We start from the raw sequence: 16,351 nt of genomic DNA, 5'->3' as shown, positions 1-16,351 counted from the left end.
AGATGAACGAAAAGAAAATTTTAGTAACGGGCGCTGATGGGTTTATTGGTTCTCACTTGGTTGAGTGCCTGGTTAAAAAGGGATACGCCGTTAAAGCATTTGTGCTTTACAACTCCTTTAATAGCTGGGGATGGTTAGATACGCTTGATAAAACGCTCTTAAAAGAAGTGGAAATCTTTCAAGGTGATGTACGTGATCCCTTTGGGGTTAAAAAGGCAATGACAGGTTGCAATAAGGTTTTGCACCTAGCAGCCTTGATTGGTATTCCGTATTCCTATCATTCACCACAAAATTATGTTGAAACCAATATTCAAGGTACCTTGAATATTGTGCAAGCAGCAAAAGAGTTGAATCTTGAAAAAGTGATTCATACTTCTACCAGTGAAGTGTATGGAACAGCACAATATGTACCGATAGATGAAAAGCATCCCTTGCAGCCACAATCGCCTTATTCTGCGTCAAAGATTGCAGCCGATCAAATGGCTTTATCCTATTACTATGCTTTTCAATTGCCTGTTTCCATTATTCGACCCTTTAATACCTTTGGACCAAGACAATCTGCAAGAGCCGTGATACCCACGATTATTACGCAAATTGCGAATGGTAATAAGGCTATTGATTTAGGTTCGTTAACGCCTACCCGTGATTTTACCTATGTTGATGATACGGCAGAAGCTTTCGCTAAAGCCTTAGAAGCGGATGCCATTATCGGCAAAACCATTAATCTAGGAACCAATTTTGAAATTTCTATTAGTGATTTGGTAAAAGAAATTGCGAGTTTAATGAAAGCGGATATTCAAGTGACTTGTGATGAACAAAGATTGCGCCCGAATAAGAGTGAAGTAGAGCGTTTGCTTTCCAATAATGCCATGGCAAAAAATTTGCTTAACTGGGAACCCAAACATCAAGCATTGACAGGACTTCGCGCTGGATTACAAAAAACTATTGAATGGTTTTTACATAAAGATAATCAAGCGATGTATAAAGCAGGGATCTATAACATCTAATATGGTCAACATAGAACAATGTTTAGCAGCACTTACGCAAGTGCTAGGTGAAAATGACAAAGACGTTCCATTGCATGAGCCAAAGTTTAATGGCAATGAATGGCAATACGTGAAAGATTGTCTTGATAGTGGCTGGGTTTCAAGTGTAGGGGAATATGTCACCCTTTTTGAACAAAAAATTGCCGATTACACCGGAATGCCTTATGCCATTGCCGTGATGAATGGGACTGCTGCACTACATGTTTGTTTGTTGCTTGCCGATGTGGCGCGAGAAGATGAAGTGCTCATCCCTTCATTAACGTTTGTAGCAACCGCTAATGCAGTGACTTATTGTGGGGCCCATCCTCATTTCATTGAGTGTCATGAGAGTCATTTGGGAATTGATCTTGATAAGCTGCGTACTTATTTAACTCAGATTGCCATTGTTAAAGATAAGCAATGCATTAATAAGCTAACCGGTCGACGAATAAAAGCAATTATTCCAGTGCATATCTTTGGCCATCCGATTGAAATGTCTTTGTTACAAACACTGGCGCAAGAGTTCCACTTAAAAATCATTGAAGATGCTTCTGAGTCATTGGGTTCATTTTATCGAGGTGTTCATACAGGACATGCAAGCGATATCGCTTGTTTAAGTTTTAATGGTAACAAGGTGGTGACTACCGGTGGTGGCGGCGCCATTCTGATTAAAGATGAAGCTTTAGCTAAAAAGGCAAAACATATGACGACGACGGCGAAAAGGCCGCATCGTTATGAATTCTATCATGATGAGATTGGTTATAACTATCGATTGCCTAATATCAATGCTGCGCTGGGCTGCGCGCAATTAGAAAGATTGCCGCAGATGATAGAGAATAAACGGCACTTAGCAAAACGTTATCAGGATGTTTTTAGCGATATTCAAGGCGCGAGTATTTTACAAGAACCGCAATATGCCAAAAGCAATTATTGGTTAAATGCTTTAATTTTAGATAAGCCGGATAGATCCTTTATTGAGCATTTTATTGATTCAGCCGTGGAGCGTAAATATCATTTGCGGGGCCTTTGGACGCCAATGGATCGATTGCCCATGTATCAATCCTCTCCTAAGATGGATCTCACCATGACGCATCAATTATTTGACCGCGTGATATCGCTGCCAAGCAGTCCCCATTTGGGAGGCGTGTATGCCTAAAAAAATTGCGGTCGTCACGGGAGCGCGCTCGGAATACGGTTTGCTTAGCCATCTTATTAAACAAATTCATGCAGATCCTGCCTTAACTTTACAATTAATTGTGACCGGCATGCATCTTTCGCCTGAATTTGGTCTGACGTATCAACAAATCCTCGATGATGGATTCATGATTGATGCCAAGGTTGAGATGTTGTTATCAAGCGATAGTCCCGTTGGTATTACCAAATCGGTAGGCCTGGGTGTGATTGGTTTTGCTGATGCCTATGCAAGGCTGCAACCGGATATTATTGTGCTATTAGGCGATCGTTTTGAAATCTTAGCTGCCGCACAAGCAGCGCTGATTGCGAAGATCCCAGTCGCTCATATTCATGGTGGCGAATTAAGTTTTGGCGCCATTGATGATGCAATGAGACATAGCATCAGCAAAATGTCGCATTTACATTTTGTAGCTTGTGAAGATTACCGGCGTCGTGTGATTCAATTAGGTGAAAATCCTGAACGGGTTTTTAATACAGGTGCTATGGTGTTAGATGCAATGGTGGATTTACCCTTGCTCAGTAAAGCACAATTATCACAAGCGCTTTCTGTCACATTTAAGCAAAATAATTTTCTTATCACCTATCATCCTGAAACCTTGGGACGTCTTTCATCTAAAGATGCTTTTGCAGAATTGCTCGAGGCATTATCGCCATTAGCCGATTGCACCTTGATATTCACCGAAGCCAATGCCGATGCAGATGGTCGTATTATTAATGAGATGATCAAAGCATTTTGCAAAGCACATCAAGATGCCTATTCTTTCCAAGCCTTGGGCCAGCTACGCTACTTGAGCTTATTAAAACAAGTGGATGTGATGATAGGCAATTCTTCAAGCGGCATTATTGAAGCACCGTATTTTAAAATACCCACTGTCAATATTGGGCATCGTCAAGCGGGACGCATTATGCCCAAATCGGTCATCCATTGTCAGCCTGCAGCGCAAGAGATAAAACAGGCTATCCAGCATGCGATGTCACAACAGCATCATCAAGCAATGGAGACGATGGCATTACCTTATGGTCAAGGTAGTGTTAGTCCTAAAATCATTGACGTACTCAAACGCACTGATTTAGCAGCCCTAAATCCCAAACAGTTTTATGATATACCCACAGCAGAGTAAAAATGGATAATCAAACATACATTATCGCAGAAGCCGGTGTGAACCATAATGGTCAAGAGAAACTCGCATTTGAGCTGATTGATAAAATTAAAGAAGCTGGTGCTGATGCGGTGAAATTTCAATTATTTCAAGCAAGTCATTTAACGACACAAGCAGCACCGCAAGCAGATTATCAAATTCAAAATACGGCTAAGAAACATTCACAATATGAAATGTTGAAGTCACTTGAATTATCCTTCGCAGTTTTTGAAAAATTAAAAAGACATGCTGATGAATGTGATATAGATTTTATTGTCACTCCATTTGATTTAGAAAGCCTTGCCTTTTTAGTCGATGGTTTGGCACTGCCAACTTTAAAGATTAGCTCAGGCGATGTAACCCATGGTCCTTTACTATTGGCCGCAGCTCGCTCTCAGGCTGATATCATTTTATCAACCGGGATGAGCACGCTCTCAGAAATTGAACAAGCACTAAAAGTATTGGTTTTGGGGATGATTGAAGAACAAGCAAACCCAACGCAAGCCATGTTAGATACCTGTTATGCTTTGCCAGAAGCCTTTGCGCTACTACAGCAGCGAGTCACTTTATTACATTGTACTTCGGAATACCCAGCGCCTTTTGAAGATGTAAATTTAAAAGCGATGGATACCTTGCATGCCGCTTTTGGACTGTGTGTTGGTTTTTCTGATCATACGGTTGGGATTGAAGTACCTATTGCGGCAGTGGCTCGTGGTGCCATGGTGATTGAAAAACATGTCACACTCGATAAAAACTTACCTGGTCCTGATCACTTAGCCTCGTTAGATATTGTTGAATTAAAGCAAATGGTGCAAGCGATTCGTCATGTCGAAATGGCAATCGGTGATGGCAGGAAGTGTCCCCGTGTCAGTGAAATGAAAAATATGACGATGGTCAGAAGGGCACTCGTTGCGAATCAAGACATTGATATCGGTGACACTTTTTCGGCAAGCAATTTGGCCGTAAAACGCCATACGGGTGGCATTTCACCCATGGCATATTGGGATTGGTTAGGTAAAACTGCCCAAAAGAGATATTCAAAGGATGAAGCAATCAGTGAGTAAGGATAGACCTTTAATCATTATTGGCGCTGGTGGCCATGCCGCTGTTTTAGCCGAAATTATCAAATTACGAAATTTACCCGTGGTTGGGGTGGTTGCTTTAAATGAGCAAGAAATTAAAGGTTATCCTGAATACCCTTATTTAGGTAAAGACGAAGAAATTGATGAGTATGATCCTGCAACCATCCAATTAGTGAATGCCGTGGGTGCTGTCAGCGTTGAAAAAAATGCAATCCGAGAGCAATTATTTCATCAGTTTACACAAAAGGGCTACCATTTTGCGACATTGATACACCCAAGCGCTGTTGTTGCGAGCACCGCAACCTTCAAAGAAGGGGCGCAAATCATGGCTGGGGCGATTATTCAACCAAATGTGGTTATTGGACACAATACGATTATTAATACCGGTGCCAGTATTGATCATGATTGTGAGATTGGTGACAACGTCCATATTGCACCTCGTGCAACCTTATCAGGCAATATCAAGGTTGGCAACAAAACCCATATTGGGGTTGGAGCAACGCTCATTCAAGGAATAACGGTAGGTGATGAAGCGATGATTTGTGCGGGAGCGATTGTCATTCGCCCAATCGCTTCACAAAGAAAAGTTCTAGGTAGTTATAAGCGGTTAGCACAAGGGAATGATAAAAATGAAGAAATTTGAAAAATTGTTGCTAACGCACGAAGCGATTATTCATGATGCAATTGAAAAGCTCGATAATAATGAAGCACACATTGTCTTAGTGATAGATGATAATCGACGTTTGCTAGGAACCGTTACCGACGGCGATGTAAGACGGGGCATTTTAAAGGGTATTGCCCTTAATGAATCTATCATCAAAATTATGAACCATCAGCCGATTGTGGCACGAAAAGGCGAAGATAAAAGTAAAATATTTAGTTTAATGCGCAAAAAGTTGATACGGCAATTACCCATTGTGGATATCGACGAACGGGTATGTGGCATTGAAGTGTTAGAAGATCTCATTGAGTTCAATCGAAAAAATAATAAAGTGGTATTAATGGCCGGTGGTTTATCCACTCGGTTGCGGCCTTTAACCAACGATTGTCCTAAGCCTATGCTCAAAGTGGGTGGCAAACCCATCTTGGAGACCATACTCAATAGCTTAATGCAATATGGCTTTGATCAGTTCTATATCTCTATTAATTACCTAGGAGAACAGATCCGAGAATATTTTGGTGATGGCTCTAAATGGGGCATTGATATTAAGTACTTGGAAGAAGATAGCAAAATGGGTACGGCAGGTTCATTAAGTTTATTACCCCGAGATATCCATGAACCTATTTTAGTGATGAATAGTGATCTATTAACCAAAATTGATTTTAATCAATTACTCACTTTTCATTTTGAACAAGGTGCCAGCGCAACCATGGGCGTGCGTGAATTTGATTATACCGTGCCTTATGGAACCTGTAAGTTAGAGAATAATTTCATTGTTGATGTCATCGAGAAACCAACCTATAAATTTTTTATTAATGCCGGTGTTTATGTGTTAGAGCCGACATTGCTCGAGATGATCCCCAAAAATGAATATTTTGATATGCCAGCTTTATTTTCACTGTTAAGCAAGCAAAAGCAACAAGCCGCCGCTTTCCCAATCAGAGAATATTGGTTAGATATTGGTCAATTATCGGATTTCGAAAAGGCGCATATTGAGTATGATCGCGTGTTTGAAAATCAAGAGTCATCATAATGAGTAAAAATCGTTTATGCACCATTTGCGCACGCCAAGGCTCAAAAGGTGTACCCAACAAAAATATTAGGCAATTTCATGGAAAACCTTTAATTGCTTATGTAATTGCTGCTGCGCACGAATCACGACTCTTTGATGCTATCGCTGTAAGTAGTGATGGAGACGATATTTTAGAATGTAGTCGAATCTATGGGGCTGATTATCAAATCAAGCGCCCAGAAGCCATGGCAACCGATGTTGCAGCAAAATTACCTGCGATTCAACATTGTGCTAGTCAAGTCGAAAGTTTATCAGGTAAACAATTTGATACCTTTGTTGATATCTCCGTGACGTCCCCCTTGTTATTAGCGCAAGATATTCAAGGCGTTGTTGCATTACTTGAAAAGCAATTACCGATTAATGTTATAACGGGCACAGTGGCATCCAATTCACCTTATTTTAGTCTTGTTGAACAAACAGCTGAGGGTTTTGTTAACCTAGCCAAAAAACCAGAGAAGCCCTTTGAGCGCCGACAAGATTGTCCTCCTTGCTTTGATATGAATGGTGCTATCTATGCTTGGACTGCAGAACATTTTTTTAGCTTGAAAGACGTCATTACTGACAGAACATTAATTTACGAGATGCCCGCAGAAAGATCGGTCGATATCGATACAGAATTAGATTTTGAATTTGCAGCATTTCTCTTTAATAAAAGAATTCATCCATCAAGATGAGGAGAATATCGTGGAAGTATTAGAAGCGCAGCGCTTAGAAGTAAAATATGGTTTACCAGCCCAAGTTAAATTTTGTAAAAAATGTGTGATATCCAATCAGAGACCCAATTCAACGGTTGAATTCAAACATACGATAGAAAGCAAAAAACAAACGATTCATTTAGATGCAGAAGGTGTTTGTGATGCTTGTCGGGTTGCCGAGCAAAAAGTGAATATTGATTGGCAAAGCCGAGAAGCTGCATTAGAGGAATTATGTAACAAGCATCGTGGTGATGGCACTTACTATGATTGCTTAGTGCCAGGTTCAGGTGGTAAAGATAGTTTTTATGCGGCGCATTTGCTAAAACATAAATACAAAATGCGCCCCTTAACTGTTACCTGGGCACCTCATATTTATACTCCTTGGGGATGGCAAAATTTTCAATCTTGGATAAAAGCCGGATTTGATAATTATTTAATGACGCCTAATGCCAGAGTTCACCGGTTATTAACCCGCTTAGCCGTTGAAAATCTTTTTCACCCTTTTCAACCCTTCATTTTAGGACAAAAAAACTTAGCGCCTAAAATGGCAAAGTTATTTAATATCCCTTTGGTATTCTATGGGGAGAATGAAGCAGAATATGGTAACCCCATTGGTGATACCAATAATTCCTTGCGAGATAAAAGCTACTATACCTATACCAACTTGAAAGATATGTTTTTAGGTGGTGAGCCTGTTGAGCGATTGATTTCTGATTTTGGTGTAGAGCAGTATGAGCTTGAGCCCTATTTGCCGCTAAATCCAGCAGATCTGACCACGCCAATTGAAGTGCATTACCTTGGTTACTATCTGAAATGGCATCCACAAAGCTGTTATTACTATGCGGTAGAGCATGGTGGCTTTCAAGCATCCCCTGAAAGAACCCCAGGTACTTACAGCAAATATAATAGTATTGATGACAAAATTGACGATTTTCATTATTACACCACCTACACTAAATTTGGTATTGGTCGTGCAACCTATGATGCAGCCCAAGAAATTCGCTCAGGCGATATTACGCGTGAAGAAGGGGTTGCACTGGTTAAGAAGTTTGATGGTGAATTTCCAAGCCGCTTTGCGGAAGAAATTTTTTCGTATTTAAGTATTCCAGCAAATGAATTCCCTGAAGCTTCTAAGCAATTTAAAACGCCCATGATGACAAGAAGCTCTTTCGACGCGCTTGCCGATACCTTCCGTTCTCCTCATTTATGGGAAAAAGTGAATGGTTGTTGGCAATTAAAGCATACGGTGTTCTCAGAATGACTGTCGCCAAACGTGTGATCGCGCGCCTTGATATCAAGGCGCCTAATTTAATTAAAGGCATCCACTTGGAAGGCTTGCGGGTTATTGGGGCTCCACAAGAATATGCGCTTGATTATTACCAGCAAGGTGCAGATGAGCTGATTTATCTGGATATTGTTGCTTCATTATATGGCCGTAATGGTATTTTTGAATTAGTAAAAAATACGGTACAAAATGTTTTTATACCATTAACAGCGGGTGGTGGCATTAGAACGCTGCACGATGTTGAAAAAATGCTACATTCTGGTGCCGATAAAGTGGCTGTTAATACTGCTGCTATTAAAAATCCTCATTTTATTAGCGAAGTCGCCAAACAGTTTGGTAGTCAGTGTTTTGTGCTTTCCGTTGAAGCCAAACGCGTCAGTCCAACCGCTTGGGAAGCCTATACCGATAATGGCAGAGAACATACGGAACAAGATGTGGTTCGTTGGTGCCAGCAAGCACAAGATTTAGGTGCAGGAGAAATCTTGTTAACCTCAATTGACCAAGAGGGAACGAAAAAGGGGTTTGATATTGGCTTAATTAAAGCAGTTACCTCTGCCGTGTCGATTCCTGTGATTGCCAGCGGTGGTTGTGGGCATATAGAACATGGGATAGACGCGTTTAATGACGGTGATGCTAGTGCTATTGCGATTGCGGATATGTTGCATTATAAAAGAGCAAGCATTCAAGATTTTAAGCAGACGTTACAGTTTGCAGGTCATCAAGTGAGATTATAAGATGAGTTTACAAGTAACACTGGTTGACTATGGTTGTGGCAATATTCTAAGCATTACAAGAGCCTTAGAAGAATGTGGTGCCAAAGTAACACTGTCTCAAGATCCTAACTGTATTATGAATGCAGATAGATTAATTTTGCCTGGAGTCGGTGCATTTGGTCATTGCGTAAACATGATCAAGCAACGCAATTTATTTGAACCTCTTCAAGCGTATTTTGCAACACAAAGACCAGCTCTAGGAATTTGTGTTGGTATGCAAATGCTATTAACACAAAGCGAAGAATATGGTGAGCATGCAGGAATTGGATTTATTCCTGGTAATGTTGTCAAAATTAAAGTGAGTGATGATAAACGCAAACGCGTGCCTTCAGTTGGTTGGGCAAAAATGATGATACCTCAATCGACCAACCCATTTTATATGCTTAATAATGAATGGTTTTATTTTGTTCATTCTTATGTTGCAAGACCCCATGACACTCAGAACATCTTAGGCGAATATTCCTATTTAGATGAGCAAGTAACCGCCTTAATTGCGAAAGATAATGTGGTAGGATGCCAGTTTCATCCAGAAAAAAGTGGTCAGGCGGGGCTGGCGTTTTTTAGGAAATTTCTGCAATTGTAATTCAGGGAAAAAATGATGAAGAATACAATGCTTTATAAAGGACTACGATTAGCTAAACGCAAATCAAGGAATTACCTTGCTGATCAAGGCATTCTGAATCGGAAATTCCATCATTTTTTTGCCAAATATGATCCATTAGTCAATGTGGCAAAACGAAAAGCCATTTATGAAGCATTATTATCGACCGTGCCGCAAAATCTTATCAAGATTGTCGATGAGTTAGAACAAAAAGGTTATGCCTTTTTGAATTTTGCTGACTTAGGAATTCAAGAAACAGAGGTTTTATCTTATTGCACACAATTAATGCAGACATTTCAACAACGTGCAGCGACAACACCTGAATACTTAAATACGCTTGAACAAGGTATTTATGCCGGAAAAACGATTTCCTATCGTATCTATCAAAAAGAGCAAGCCCATGATCCCTTAGCCGCATTAGCACTTCATGACAATTTAATTAAGATAGCAACGCTGTATATTAAATATTTACCCTTGATTGAAGAAACATCGTTTGTTTATAACCCTGTACACGAAGGGCAACAATTTGGATCACAATTATGGCATTGTGATTCCCAGCAAGAGCGAATTTTAAAACTGTTCTTTTCTCCTATGGAAATTACTCGTGATAATGGGCCATTTGAGTTTTATCCACCAACACTAAGTACTACACGCTTTTATCAAAACTTGCCAGAGGGGATGACGGATGCACAAATTGAAGCAGCAGGCTTAGATCTCAATTGTGCCATTCCCTTCTTAGCGAAACCTTCGCAGTGTATCTTGGTGGATACGGTACGATGTTTGCACCGTGGTGGCATGACTAAGAAACCCCGTTTTACCAATACAATTTCATATAGTTCGCCTTTATATAGTTTCTCACGCAAGCAATATCGACAAACAGGAACGTATCGATTCTCTTTTGAAACATTCAAAGCAGAAAATGAACAGTTGCTGAAGCAGTATCAAATGCATCTGTCATCGTAATCTGACGGTTTATCTAGCATCGTAGCTCATAAAATTGAATAAAATCAATGGTATACTGCGTATTTGGTACCTATTTTCAGAAAATTTCTTATATTTGTTAGTTTGTTGACATTGTAAAATGCTCCCTCTAAATAGCATTAAATCTACTCATAAGGGGATACTTACCATGTCAAAAGCATCTGGGCCAACAACATTCAGACCAACGATTCTCGATGATTTCGCTGCACGTACGCTTTTAGCAAGAGATTTTCATCAAGCAACTAGCGGACTTGTTGGTGATATCTATCATGTAAAAGGAAAGCAATGGAACTGGGTGCAACATGAGGTAGATTTTGCAAAAAATGATGCACCCCTATGGGCATCTATGGGTTGCTCAAAAGCGCGTGAAAACTTGCTTTTTGATGCGAACTCACCTCGTCTGCAGCAATTAAGAGAAGAGGTTATTCTACAAACCTCTGCATTAGGCGATTCATCAATCGCAAACGTTTTAAAGACGGTCAATAGAATGGTTAATGCCTTAACGGCAATACCCGGAAAATTAAGCAGTGAGCGAGAACGAGAATTAGACGGAGAGCTCAATGCATTTTTAAGTAGCAGAACAGATTTAAATATCACCATCGATGAATTGATTGCTCGCAAAATATTAGTATGCCGACATAAAGCTCTTATCGTCGCCTATTTGTTAGGCGAACTGGTTAGACTAGGAATGTTACCAGCAGGAGAAGTAAGGCATTATCGTTCAGAACTACGTGCTTTGGCTTATGAAACATCGACAACTGCCACCAAATCTCGTGGTGTACATACTTGGGCGATTTATGTGAATAATGACAATATATGGATGTGTGATCCAAGATGGCAAAATGTTATTAACACGAGTAGTGCGGATGGTTTATGTGTTGCAGGTAAACAATATGGTGTCCCAACCATTATCAATATGCTAGAAGTGCTAGGTTCAAGCGAAACACCATCCAAACTTGAGGTTGATGCTTTAGTGCCTACGCCTGCTTTTTTACCGATGGCTGCTCCTCTTATTCAAGGTGTGCCAAGCGCGAGCCCTGTAATTTATGATCCTGCACAAGACGACCTATTTCAGTGGTTGCAGTCTGCTGCGAAAATAAGTTGATAGCTAGACGCTTCCATCGTAACCAACATCACGATGGAAGTGTCAATTGTTCACGCATCGCAAGTGCCATTGCTTGATTTTGTAAATGCGCTTCAATGTTGTTGGCGGTAATATAATGACCAAAATCATGTGGTATGGCAGATGTGTGATCATTGAAAATTCTTTTAATGAGTAGTTCTGCGAGCAGATCGCGGTAATGAGAACTTTCGTAGTAATAACCGTCATTTAACGTAATGGCATTATAGCCAGAAAAATCCCAAAATGGGGTGATCTTACTTATTTCTCGAAGATATTCTAAATAAGATTGATGTTCAAAAGTATCCATCATGTTATGGTTATGAGGAGCGATATAAACGATTACATTAATACGTTGTGCATCAGCCAAGGCTTTGAAACGTTTTAATGCATTAATATTTTCTATTATTTTAGTCCCTTTTGCACCACGAGACATTTTTTGATTAAAAGAAGATTGCTCTTGAATATATTTTAAGGGATCAGCATGGATTTGTTCTTCTAAATAATCAACATACCATCTGCCGGAATGCGTGAGATCATAACGAAGATAATGTTGATGCCCTTCAAAATAATTGACCTTTATTTTTTCAATAAAGCGTTTGACAGGTAAAACCGTTAAGTAGGATAGATAGAATAAACTATCGGCAGTATGCATCACATGCGGATGATGTTTAGCATTGTAGTTGCCTTCAGGCGCTTTAAATCCATAGATATCACTGATATCAATTTGTAAGAAAATATGTTTGATGGGATATTGTTTTTCAATAAAATAACGAAGATGTAACTCGTTATCATATTGAGTACATCCCGCGACCGTCATATTGTAGAAATGGCTGTCAGGAATATGTTTTTCAAGTGATGAGGGAGATGTGGTTCCCGAGCGAGAAGAGCCCATGATATAAGCATTATAGCGCTCATGGTATTGGTCAAGATGTTTAATTTTATTGAAGCGCTCATTGATTTCATAATCATAAGGTAATATGCCGCTATGGAAAACACTGAACGGATCGATAATGTAATTAATAATGCCTAACGAGATAAGTGGAAGAGTCATTAGGCTTATCACAACAAAGATCCATCGAGTATATGCCATTAGATTTTCTCAAAATTGATAATAAATAAAATCAGAAGCCTTGGCTAAGCACAAAATGCTAATCATGCCAAGGAGACCAATGAAAATAGCCCAGATGGTATTACTTTTCCAAGCTAATCGTTGCCCCGTTGTCATGGTCAGCATGAAATCTTGAGCAAGTCGCGTATGAGACAGTAAAAACTGTTGCGAATTGGGTAAAAATAACACAACTATCCAAAGGGGTATTAGAATAGCCGTTGCTTGACGAAGATCGGCTAATTCATTCGCAAAAAGGCCGTCAAAAGTAACACCATGGCTCATCAGCCAGGGTGTGAATGTCCCCAATGAAGATTTCAGGCTTTGTATTAAAGAGATGCCATTCATCCCTAACATTGCACTGAGCATTTGTTTGGCTTCTGCAAAAGTGCTGGCTCTAAAGAAGACCCAAGCAATGACAATACAGAATAAAGTCATGAGTTGTGAAAGCGCGCGCGCTTGCCATGAGGAGATGGCAAGATCGTGTCTTAAAACTTTTTGTCTGAAGGTGCGCCAACTATGATTGATCATCAAGAAGAGCCCATGCAACCCACCCCAAATAACGAAGTTCCAACTTGCACCATGCCAGATCCCACCTAATAACATGGTGATCATCAGATTCAGTTGTCGTTGATAAGTTCCTTTGCGATTGCCCCCGAGTGGAATATAGAGATAATCGCGCAAAAACGTGGATAAAGTGATGTGCCAGCGACGCCAAAAATCAATAATGTTGAGTGCTTTATAAGGTGAATTAAAGTTTAGGGGTAATTTAATATTAAATAACAGTGCTAATCCGATGGCCATGTCAGAATAGCCTGAAAAATCAAAATACAGCTGCAAGGTGTAGGCGATAGCGCCCCACCAAGATTCAAAAAAAGTAAGCTCAATGCCTTTGCCGGCAGCTTCAAAAATAGGATTCGCAAAAAGTGCACAGTTATCAGCGAAGATAACTTTTTTAAATAACCCAACGATAAAAATAGAAAGTCCCAAAGCGATATGCTGCATTTTGATTCGATTAAAATGAGGGCGTTCGATTTGGGGGATCATTTGATGATGTTGGACAATGGGGCCTGCGATGAGTTGCGGAAAAAACACAATAAACAAACAATATTGTAAAAAGTGAAATATTTTTACTTTGCCGTGATAGCAATCAACAATGAAAGCAATTTGTTGGAAGGTAAAAAAAGAAATAGCGAGGGGAAGCATGATTTTAAAAGTGGGTGCTTGTGTACCCAACAACCAAGCGACATTCTCCGCTAAAAAATGAGCATATTTGAATAGGGCAATCAGACCTAAATTAAAAACAAGGCCAGTGATTAGCAATGAACGATTTTTCTGGGCAATAAGTTTCTTGCCGATAATCGCATTGACTACAATTGACAGTAACAAAAGCAATAAAAAACCAGGAGAGAACCACCCATAAAAGATAGCAGAGGCCACAATAAGCCAAATCAAACTGACTTTAGGATTAAAGCGATTTCCTAGTCGATAAAAACCGAAAACAGCGATGGGCAGAAAAAGGAAAATAAAAGAATACGAGTTGAATAGCATGTTACGCTACCCTGCATTTTGTTAATGTCAAACATCTAACTCTGATATGAGAGGTTTTATCTTTACCTTCATTTTAAGGATCACTTTATACCACTTTCAGTGCCTGGGAAGGTAGGTCCATTTTGCAAAATCGATAAGGGACCATCCTTTATAGACTTACGGTGACTAAGGTATAATCAATAGCTTAAAAATGAAAGTAAGGTACTCTGCTGAGTATAGCCGCGATGTTTCGTCGCCTTGTTAATATTTAGATACACAGCATTGAACAAACATTTCAAATCCCCATGCATAGATGATTCAGAGCTGTGATAATGAAGCAAAAAGTTATTTCTTTAGCGAGAAAAATTAAAAGAAAAATTTTCCCTCCCAAACCTTCTTTAACTGAGATCCGGTTGCAGCAGTTAACGAGAAGCTGCCAAGATTATATTCAAGAAAACGGGATTAAGCCGCAGTTAAAAATTTTATGGCCAACCCTTTTTAATCAAGATCATACTTGGTGGGCGCATGATGGCATTTTAATTAGTGCATTACGTTTGCGTGGCGCGCAAATTATTCCAACCATGTGCGATAAACTTCAAGCTGATCAATGCATGATATATGCGGGCGTCTGGCAAAACACCCGAGAACCCGATTTTAAAAAGCGCAGAGCAGAAATCTGCCAACAATGTGTTAAGCAAGATAATCGCTTATGGCAAATTATGGGCATTGAACCCCTTCGATTATCTTCCTATTTAAATGCGCAAGAGCGTCAAGCACTATGGGAGCAAGCCAGCCAGATCACTGCGGGTGACTGGGCGTCGGCTTGTGTTAATGATTTTCCGATGGGCAATGAAGTTTGGAAAGCGGTTGTTAATAATAATCTACAAGGCGAGATAAAGCCTGACTGGCAAGCAGAAGCCAATCAATTAGCAACACATCATACATTCAATGTATTAGCTTTGATGCATAGTTACCAAAAAGTACTCGCAACGCTCCAACCCGATAGAGTGGTGGGTAATGGGGGTTATTATTATCAATGGGGTGTCGTTAATCATCTATGCCAACAGCAAGGTATTCCTTATTATCGATATTACCCAACGGGCTTACAGCCCATGTCTTGGAATTATGCGCTTAACACCACAGAAATTGTGCATGTAACGCCAGCCTGGTCTTCTTGGTTAAAGCAGCCTTGGACTGAAGATCAAGAAAGACAAGTCAAGCAAGATTTGAAAGCCAGAGGTTTATATGTTGATCTCGAGCAAGAGCCTGAGATTAAACAACGGGTTGCGAATGTTGCAACCGCTTTAAAAATAGATAGCACTAAGCCCACTTTTCTTGCTTTGACGGGCGTTATCTGGGATGCCAATACCAATATCAAAAGCGATGCCTTCAATAACATGTACGACTGGTTGTTCGACACAATTGAATGGTTCTCTCACCGTCCGCAATATCAATTGATTATCCGGGTTCATCCAGCAGAGAATATTGTTCCAACAGTGGGTCCTGAACTTCGTTCAAGATTTGAGAAAGAAGTACAAGAGCGCAATATTCAAATCCCTCAAAATGTCTTTATTATCAAGCCAGAAGAAAAAATTGAAACCTATGATGTCATGCATTTGGCCGATGTGGGTGGCTCTTATATGTCGACTACCGGGTTAGAATTTTCGTGCTATGGTAAACCACTCATTGCCATAGGACCTGTGCACTATGCAGACAAGGGTTTTACTTTTGAACCCAAATCCAAAGAAGACTATTTTTCGTTGTTAGAGAATTTCCTCAAAGAAAAGCAATCAGCAGAAAATCGTCAGCACTTACAGTTGTTGGCAATGAAATATTGGTACTTATATGCATTTCATGCCTCAACCGTTACCGGTTTATTTGGAACCGATCAAAAGGATTGGTTAGCTATTAAACGCGGTATTGATGTCTTTTCTTCTCATCCTAAAGAAATGACAGCACAAGATTTATTGCCAGGAAAAAACCCTTATATCGATTACTTTTGCGATAGTGTGATGAATAATCTACCTATTATGGGAGAGAATCGTTGGCCACCTAAAATATTAGAGAAATATTGCAAGAGTTGAG

The 16,351-nt window shown here is 39.9% G+C and carries 15 protein-coding genes; 13 read left to right on the top strand and 2 right to left on the bottom strand.

Features of this window, described 5'->3' with window-relative positions; genetic code table 11:
- Positions 1-2: 2 nt before the first annotated feature.
- The 12 genes from HT99x_RS12935 (at position 3) to HT99x_RS12880 (ending at position 11,613) form a co-directional block, all read left to right on the top strand.
- Positions 3-1,007, top strand: coding sequence for an NAD-dependent 4,6-dehydratase LegB (locus tag HT99x_RS12935; RefSeq protein ID WP_075065507.1), 1,005 nt, complete (start codon positions 3-5; stop codon positions 1,005-1,007).
- 1 nt (position 1,008) lies between these two features.
- Positions 1,009-2,181 (top strand): LegC family aminotransferase, encoded by a 1,173-nt coding sequence (locus HT99x_RS12930; protein WP_075065508.1) that lies wholly within the window; start codon positions 1,009-1,011, stop codon positions 2,179-2,181.
- The gene (gene neuC / locus HT99x_RS12925; RefSeq protein ID WP_259566675.1) at positions 2,174-3,340 is read left to right on the top strand and encodes a UDP-N-acetylglucosamine 2-epimerase; all 1,167 of its coding nucleotides are present in this window, start codon (positions 2,174-2,176) and stop codon (positions 3,338-3,340) included. The genes HT99x_RS12930 and neuC overlap by 8 nt, the downstream gene beginning before the upstream one ends.
- A gap of 2 nt (positions 3,341-3,342) precedes the next feature.
- The gene (gene neuB, locus HT99x_RS12920; RefSeq protein ID WP_075065510.1) at positions 3,343-4,422 is read left to right on the top strand and encodes an N-acetylneuraminate synthase; all 1,080 of its coding nucleotides are present in this window, start codon (positions 3,343-3,345) and stop codon (positions 4,420-4,422) included.
- On the top strand, positions 4,415-5,083 hold the full coding sequence (locus HT99x_RS12915; protein WP_200957094.1) for a NeuD/PglB/VioB family sugar acetyltransferase: 669 nt from the start codon (positions 4,415-4,417) through the stop codon (positions 5,081-5,083). The genes neuB and HT99x_RS12915 overlap by 8 nt, the downstream gene beginning before the upstream one ends.
- Complete coding sequence (locus HT99x_RS12910; protein ID WP_075067155.1) at positions 5,070-6,134, top strand: sugar phosphate nucleotidyltransferase; 1,065 nt, start codon at positions 5,070-5,072, stop codon at positions 6,132-6,134. The genes HT99x_RS12915 and HT99x_RS12910 overlap by 14 nt, the downstream gene beginning before the upstream one ends.
- Complete coding sequence (locus HT99x_RS12905; protein ID WP_075067156.1) at positions 6,134-6,847, top strand: cytidylyltransferase domain-containing protein; 714 nt, start codon at positions 6,134-6,136, stop codon at positions 6,845-6,847. Before HT99x_RS12910 ends, HT99x_RS12905 begins: the two co-directional genes overlap by 1 nt.
- A 7-nt stretch (positions 6,848-6,854) precedes the next feature.
- On the top strand, positions 6,855-8,129 hold the full coding sequence (locus tag HT99x_RS12900; RefSeq protein ID WP_445971449.1) for an N-acetyl sugar amidotransferase: 1,275 nt from the start codon (positions 6,855-6,857) through the stop codon (positions 8,127-8,129).
- Positions 8,126-8,887, top strand: coding sequence for a HisA/HisF-related TIM barrel protein (gene hisF, locus HT99x_RS12895; protein WP_075067157.1), 762 nt, complete (start codon positions 8,126-8,128; stop codon positions 8,885-8,887). The genes HT99x_RS12900 and hisF overlap by 4 nt, the downstream gene beginning before the upstream one ends.
- Before the next feature lies 1 nt (position 8,888).
- Entirely contained in the window at positions 8,889-9,509 is a 621-nt protein-coding gene (gene hisH, locus HT99x_RS12890; protein WP_075067158.1) for an imidazole glycerol phosphate synthase subunit HisH, read from the top strand.
- Between the two features lie 12 nt (positions 9,510-9,521).
- Positions 9,522-10,490 (top strand): hypothetical protein, encoded by a 969-nt coding sequence (locus HT99x_RS12885; RefSeq protein WP_139016632.1) that lies wholly within the window; start codon positions 9,522-9,524, stop codon positions 10,488-10,490.
- Between the two features lie 166 nt (positions 10,491-10,656).
- Positions 10,657-11,613 carry a hypothetical protein gene (locus HT99x_RS12880; protein ID WP_075067160.1) on the top strand — a complete coding sequence of 319 codons (957 nt, stop codon included), beginning with the start codon at positions 10,657-10,659 and terminating at the stop codon, positions 11,611-11,613.
- A gap of 28 nt (positions 11,614-11,641) precedes the next feature.
- Here HT99x_RS12880 and HT99x_RS12875 read toward each other — a convergent pair whose 3' ends face one another.
- The gene (locus HT99x_RS12875) at positions 11,642-12,682 is read right to left on the bottom strand and encodes a hypothetical protein (protein WP_075067161.1); all 1,041 of its coding nucleotides are present in this window, start codon (positions 12,680-12,682) and stop codon (positions 11,642-11,644) included.
- Between the two features lie 48 nt (positions 12,683-12,730).
- On the bottom strand, positions 12,731-14,287 hold the full coding sequence (locus tag HT99x_RS12870) for an MBOAT family O-acyltransferase (RefSeq protein WP_075067162.1): 1,557 nt from the start codon (positions 14,285-14,287) through the stop codon (positions 12,731-12,733).
- A 311-nt stretch (positions 14,288-14,598) separates the two neighbouring features.
- On the opposite strand from HT99x_RS12870, the gene HT99x_RS12865 reads away from it, so the two are divergent.
- The gene (locus tag HT99x_RS12865; RefSeq protein WP_075067163.1) at positions 14,599-16,350 is read left to right on the top strand and encodes a hypothetical protein; all 1,752 of its coding nucleotides are present in this window, start codon (positions 14,599-14,601) and stop codon (positions 16,348-16,350) included.
- The last annotated feature ends 1 nt before the right edge of the window (position 16,351 follow it).

It is taken from the genome of Candidatus Berkiella aquae, from assembly GCF_001431295.2.
Lineage (GTDB): Bacteria > Pseudomonadota > Gammaproteobacteria > Berkiellales > Berkiellaceae > Berkiella > Berkiella aquae.
Note: the sequence above shows the minus strand (reverse complement) of the source record. Positions and strands in the feature narration are given on the sequence as shown.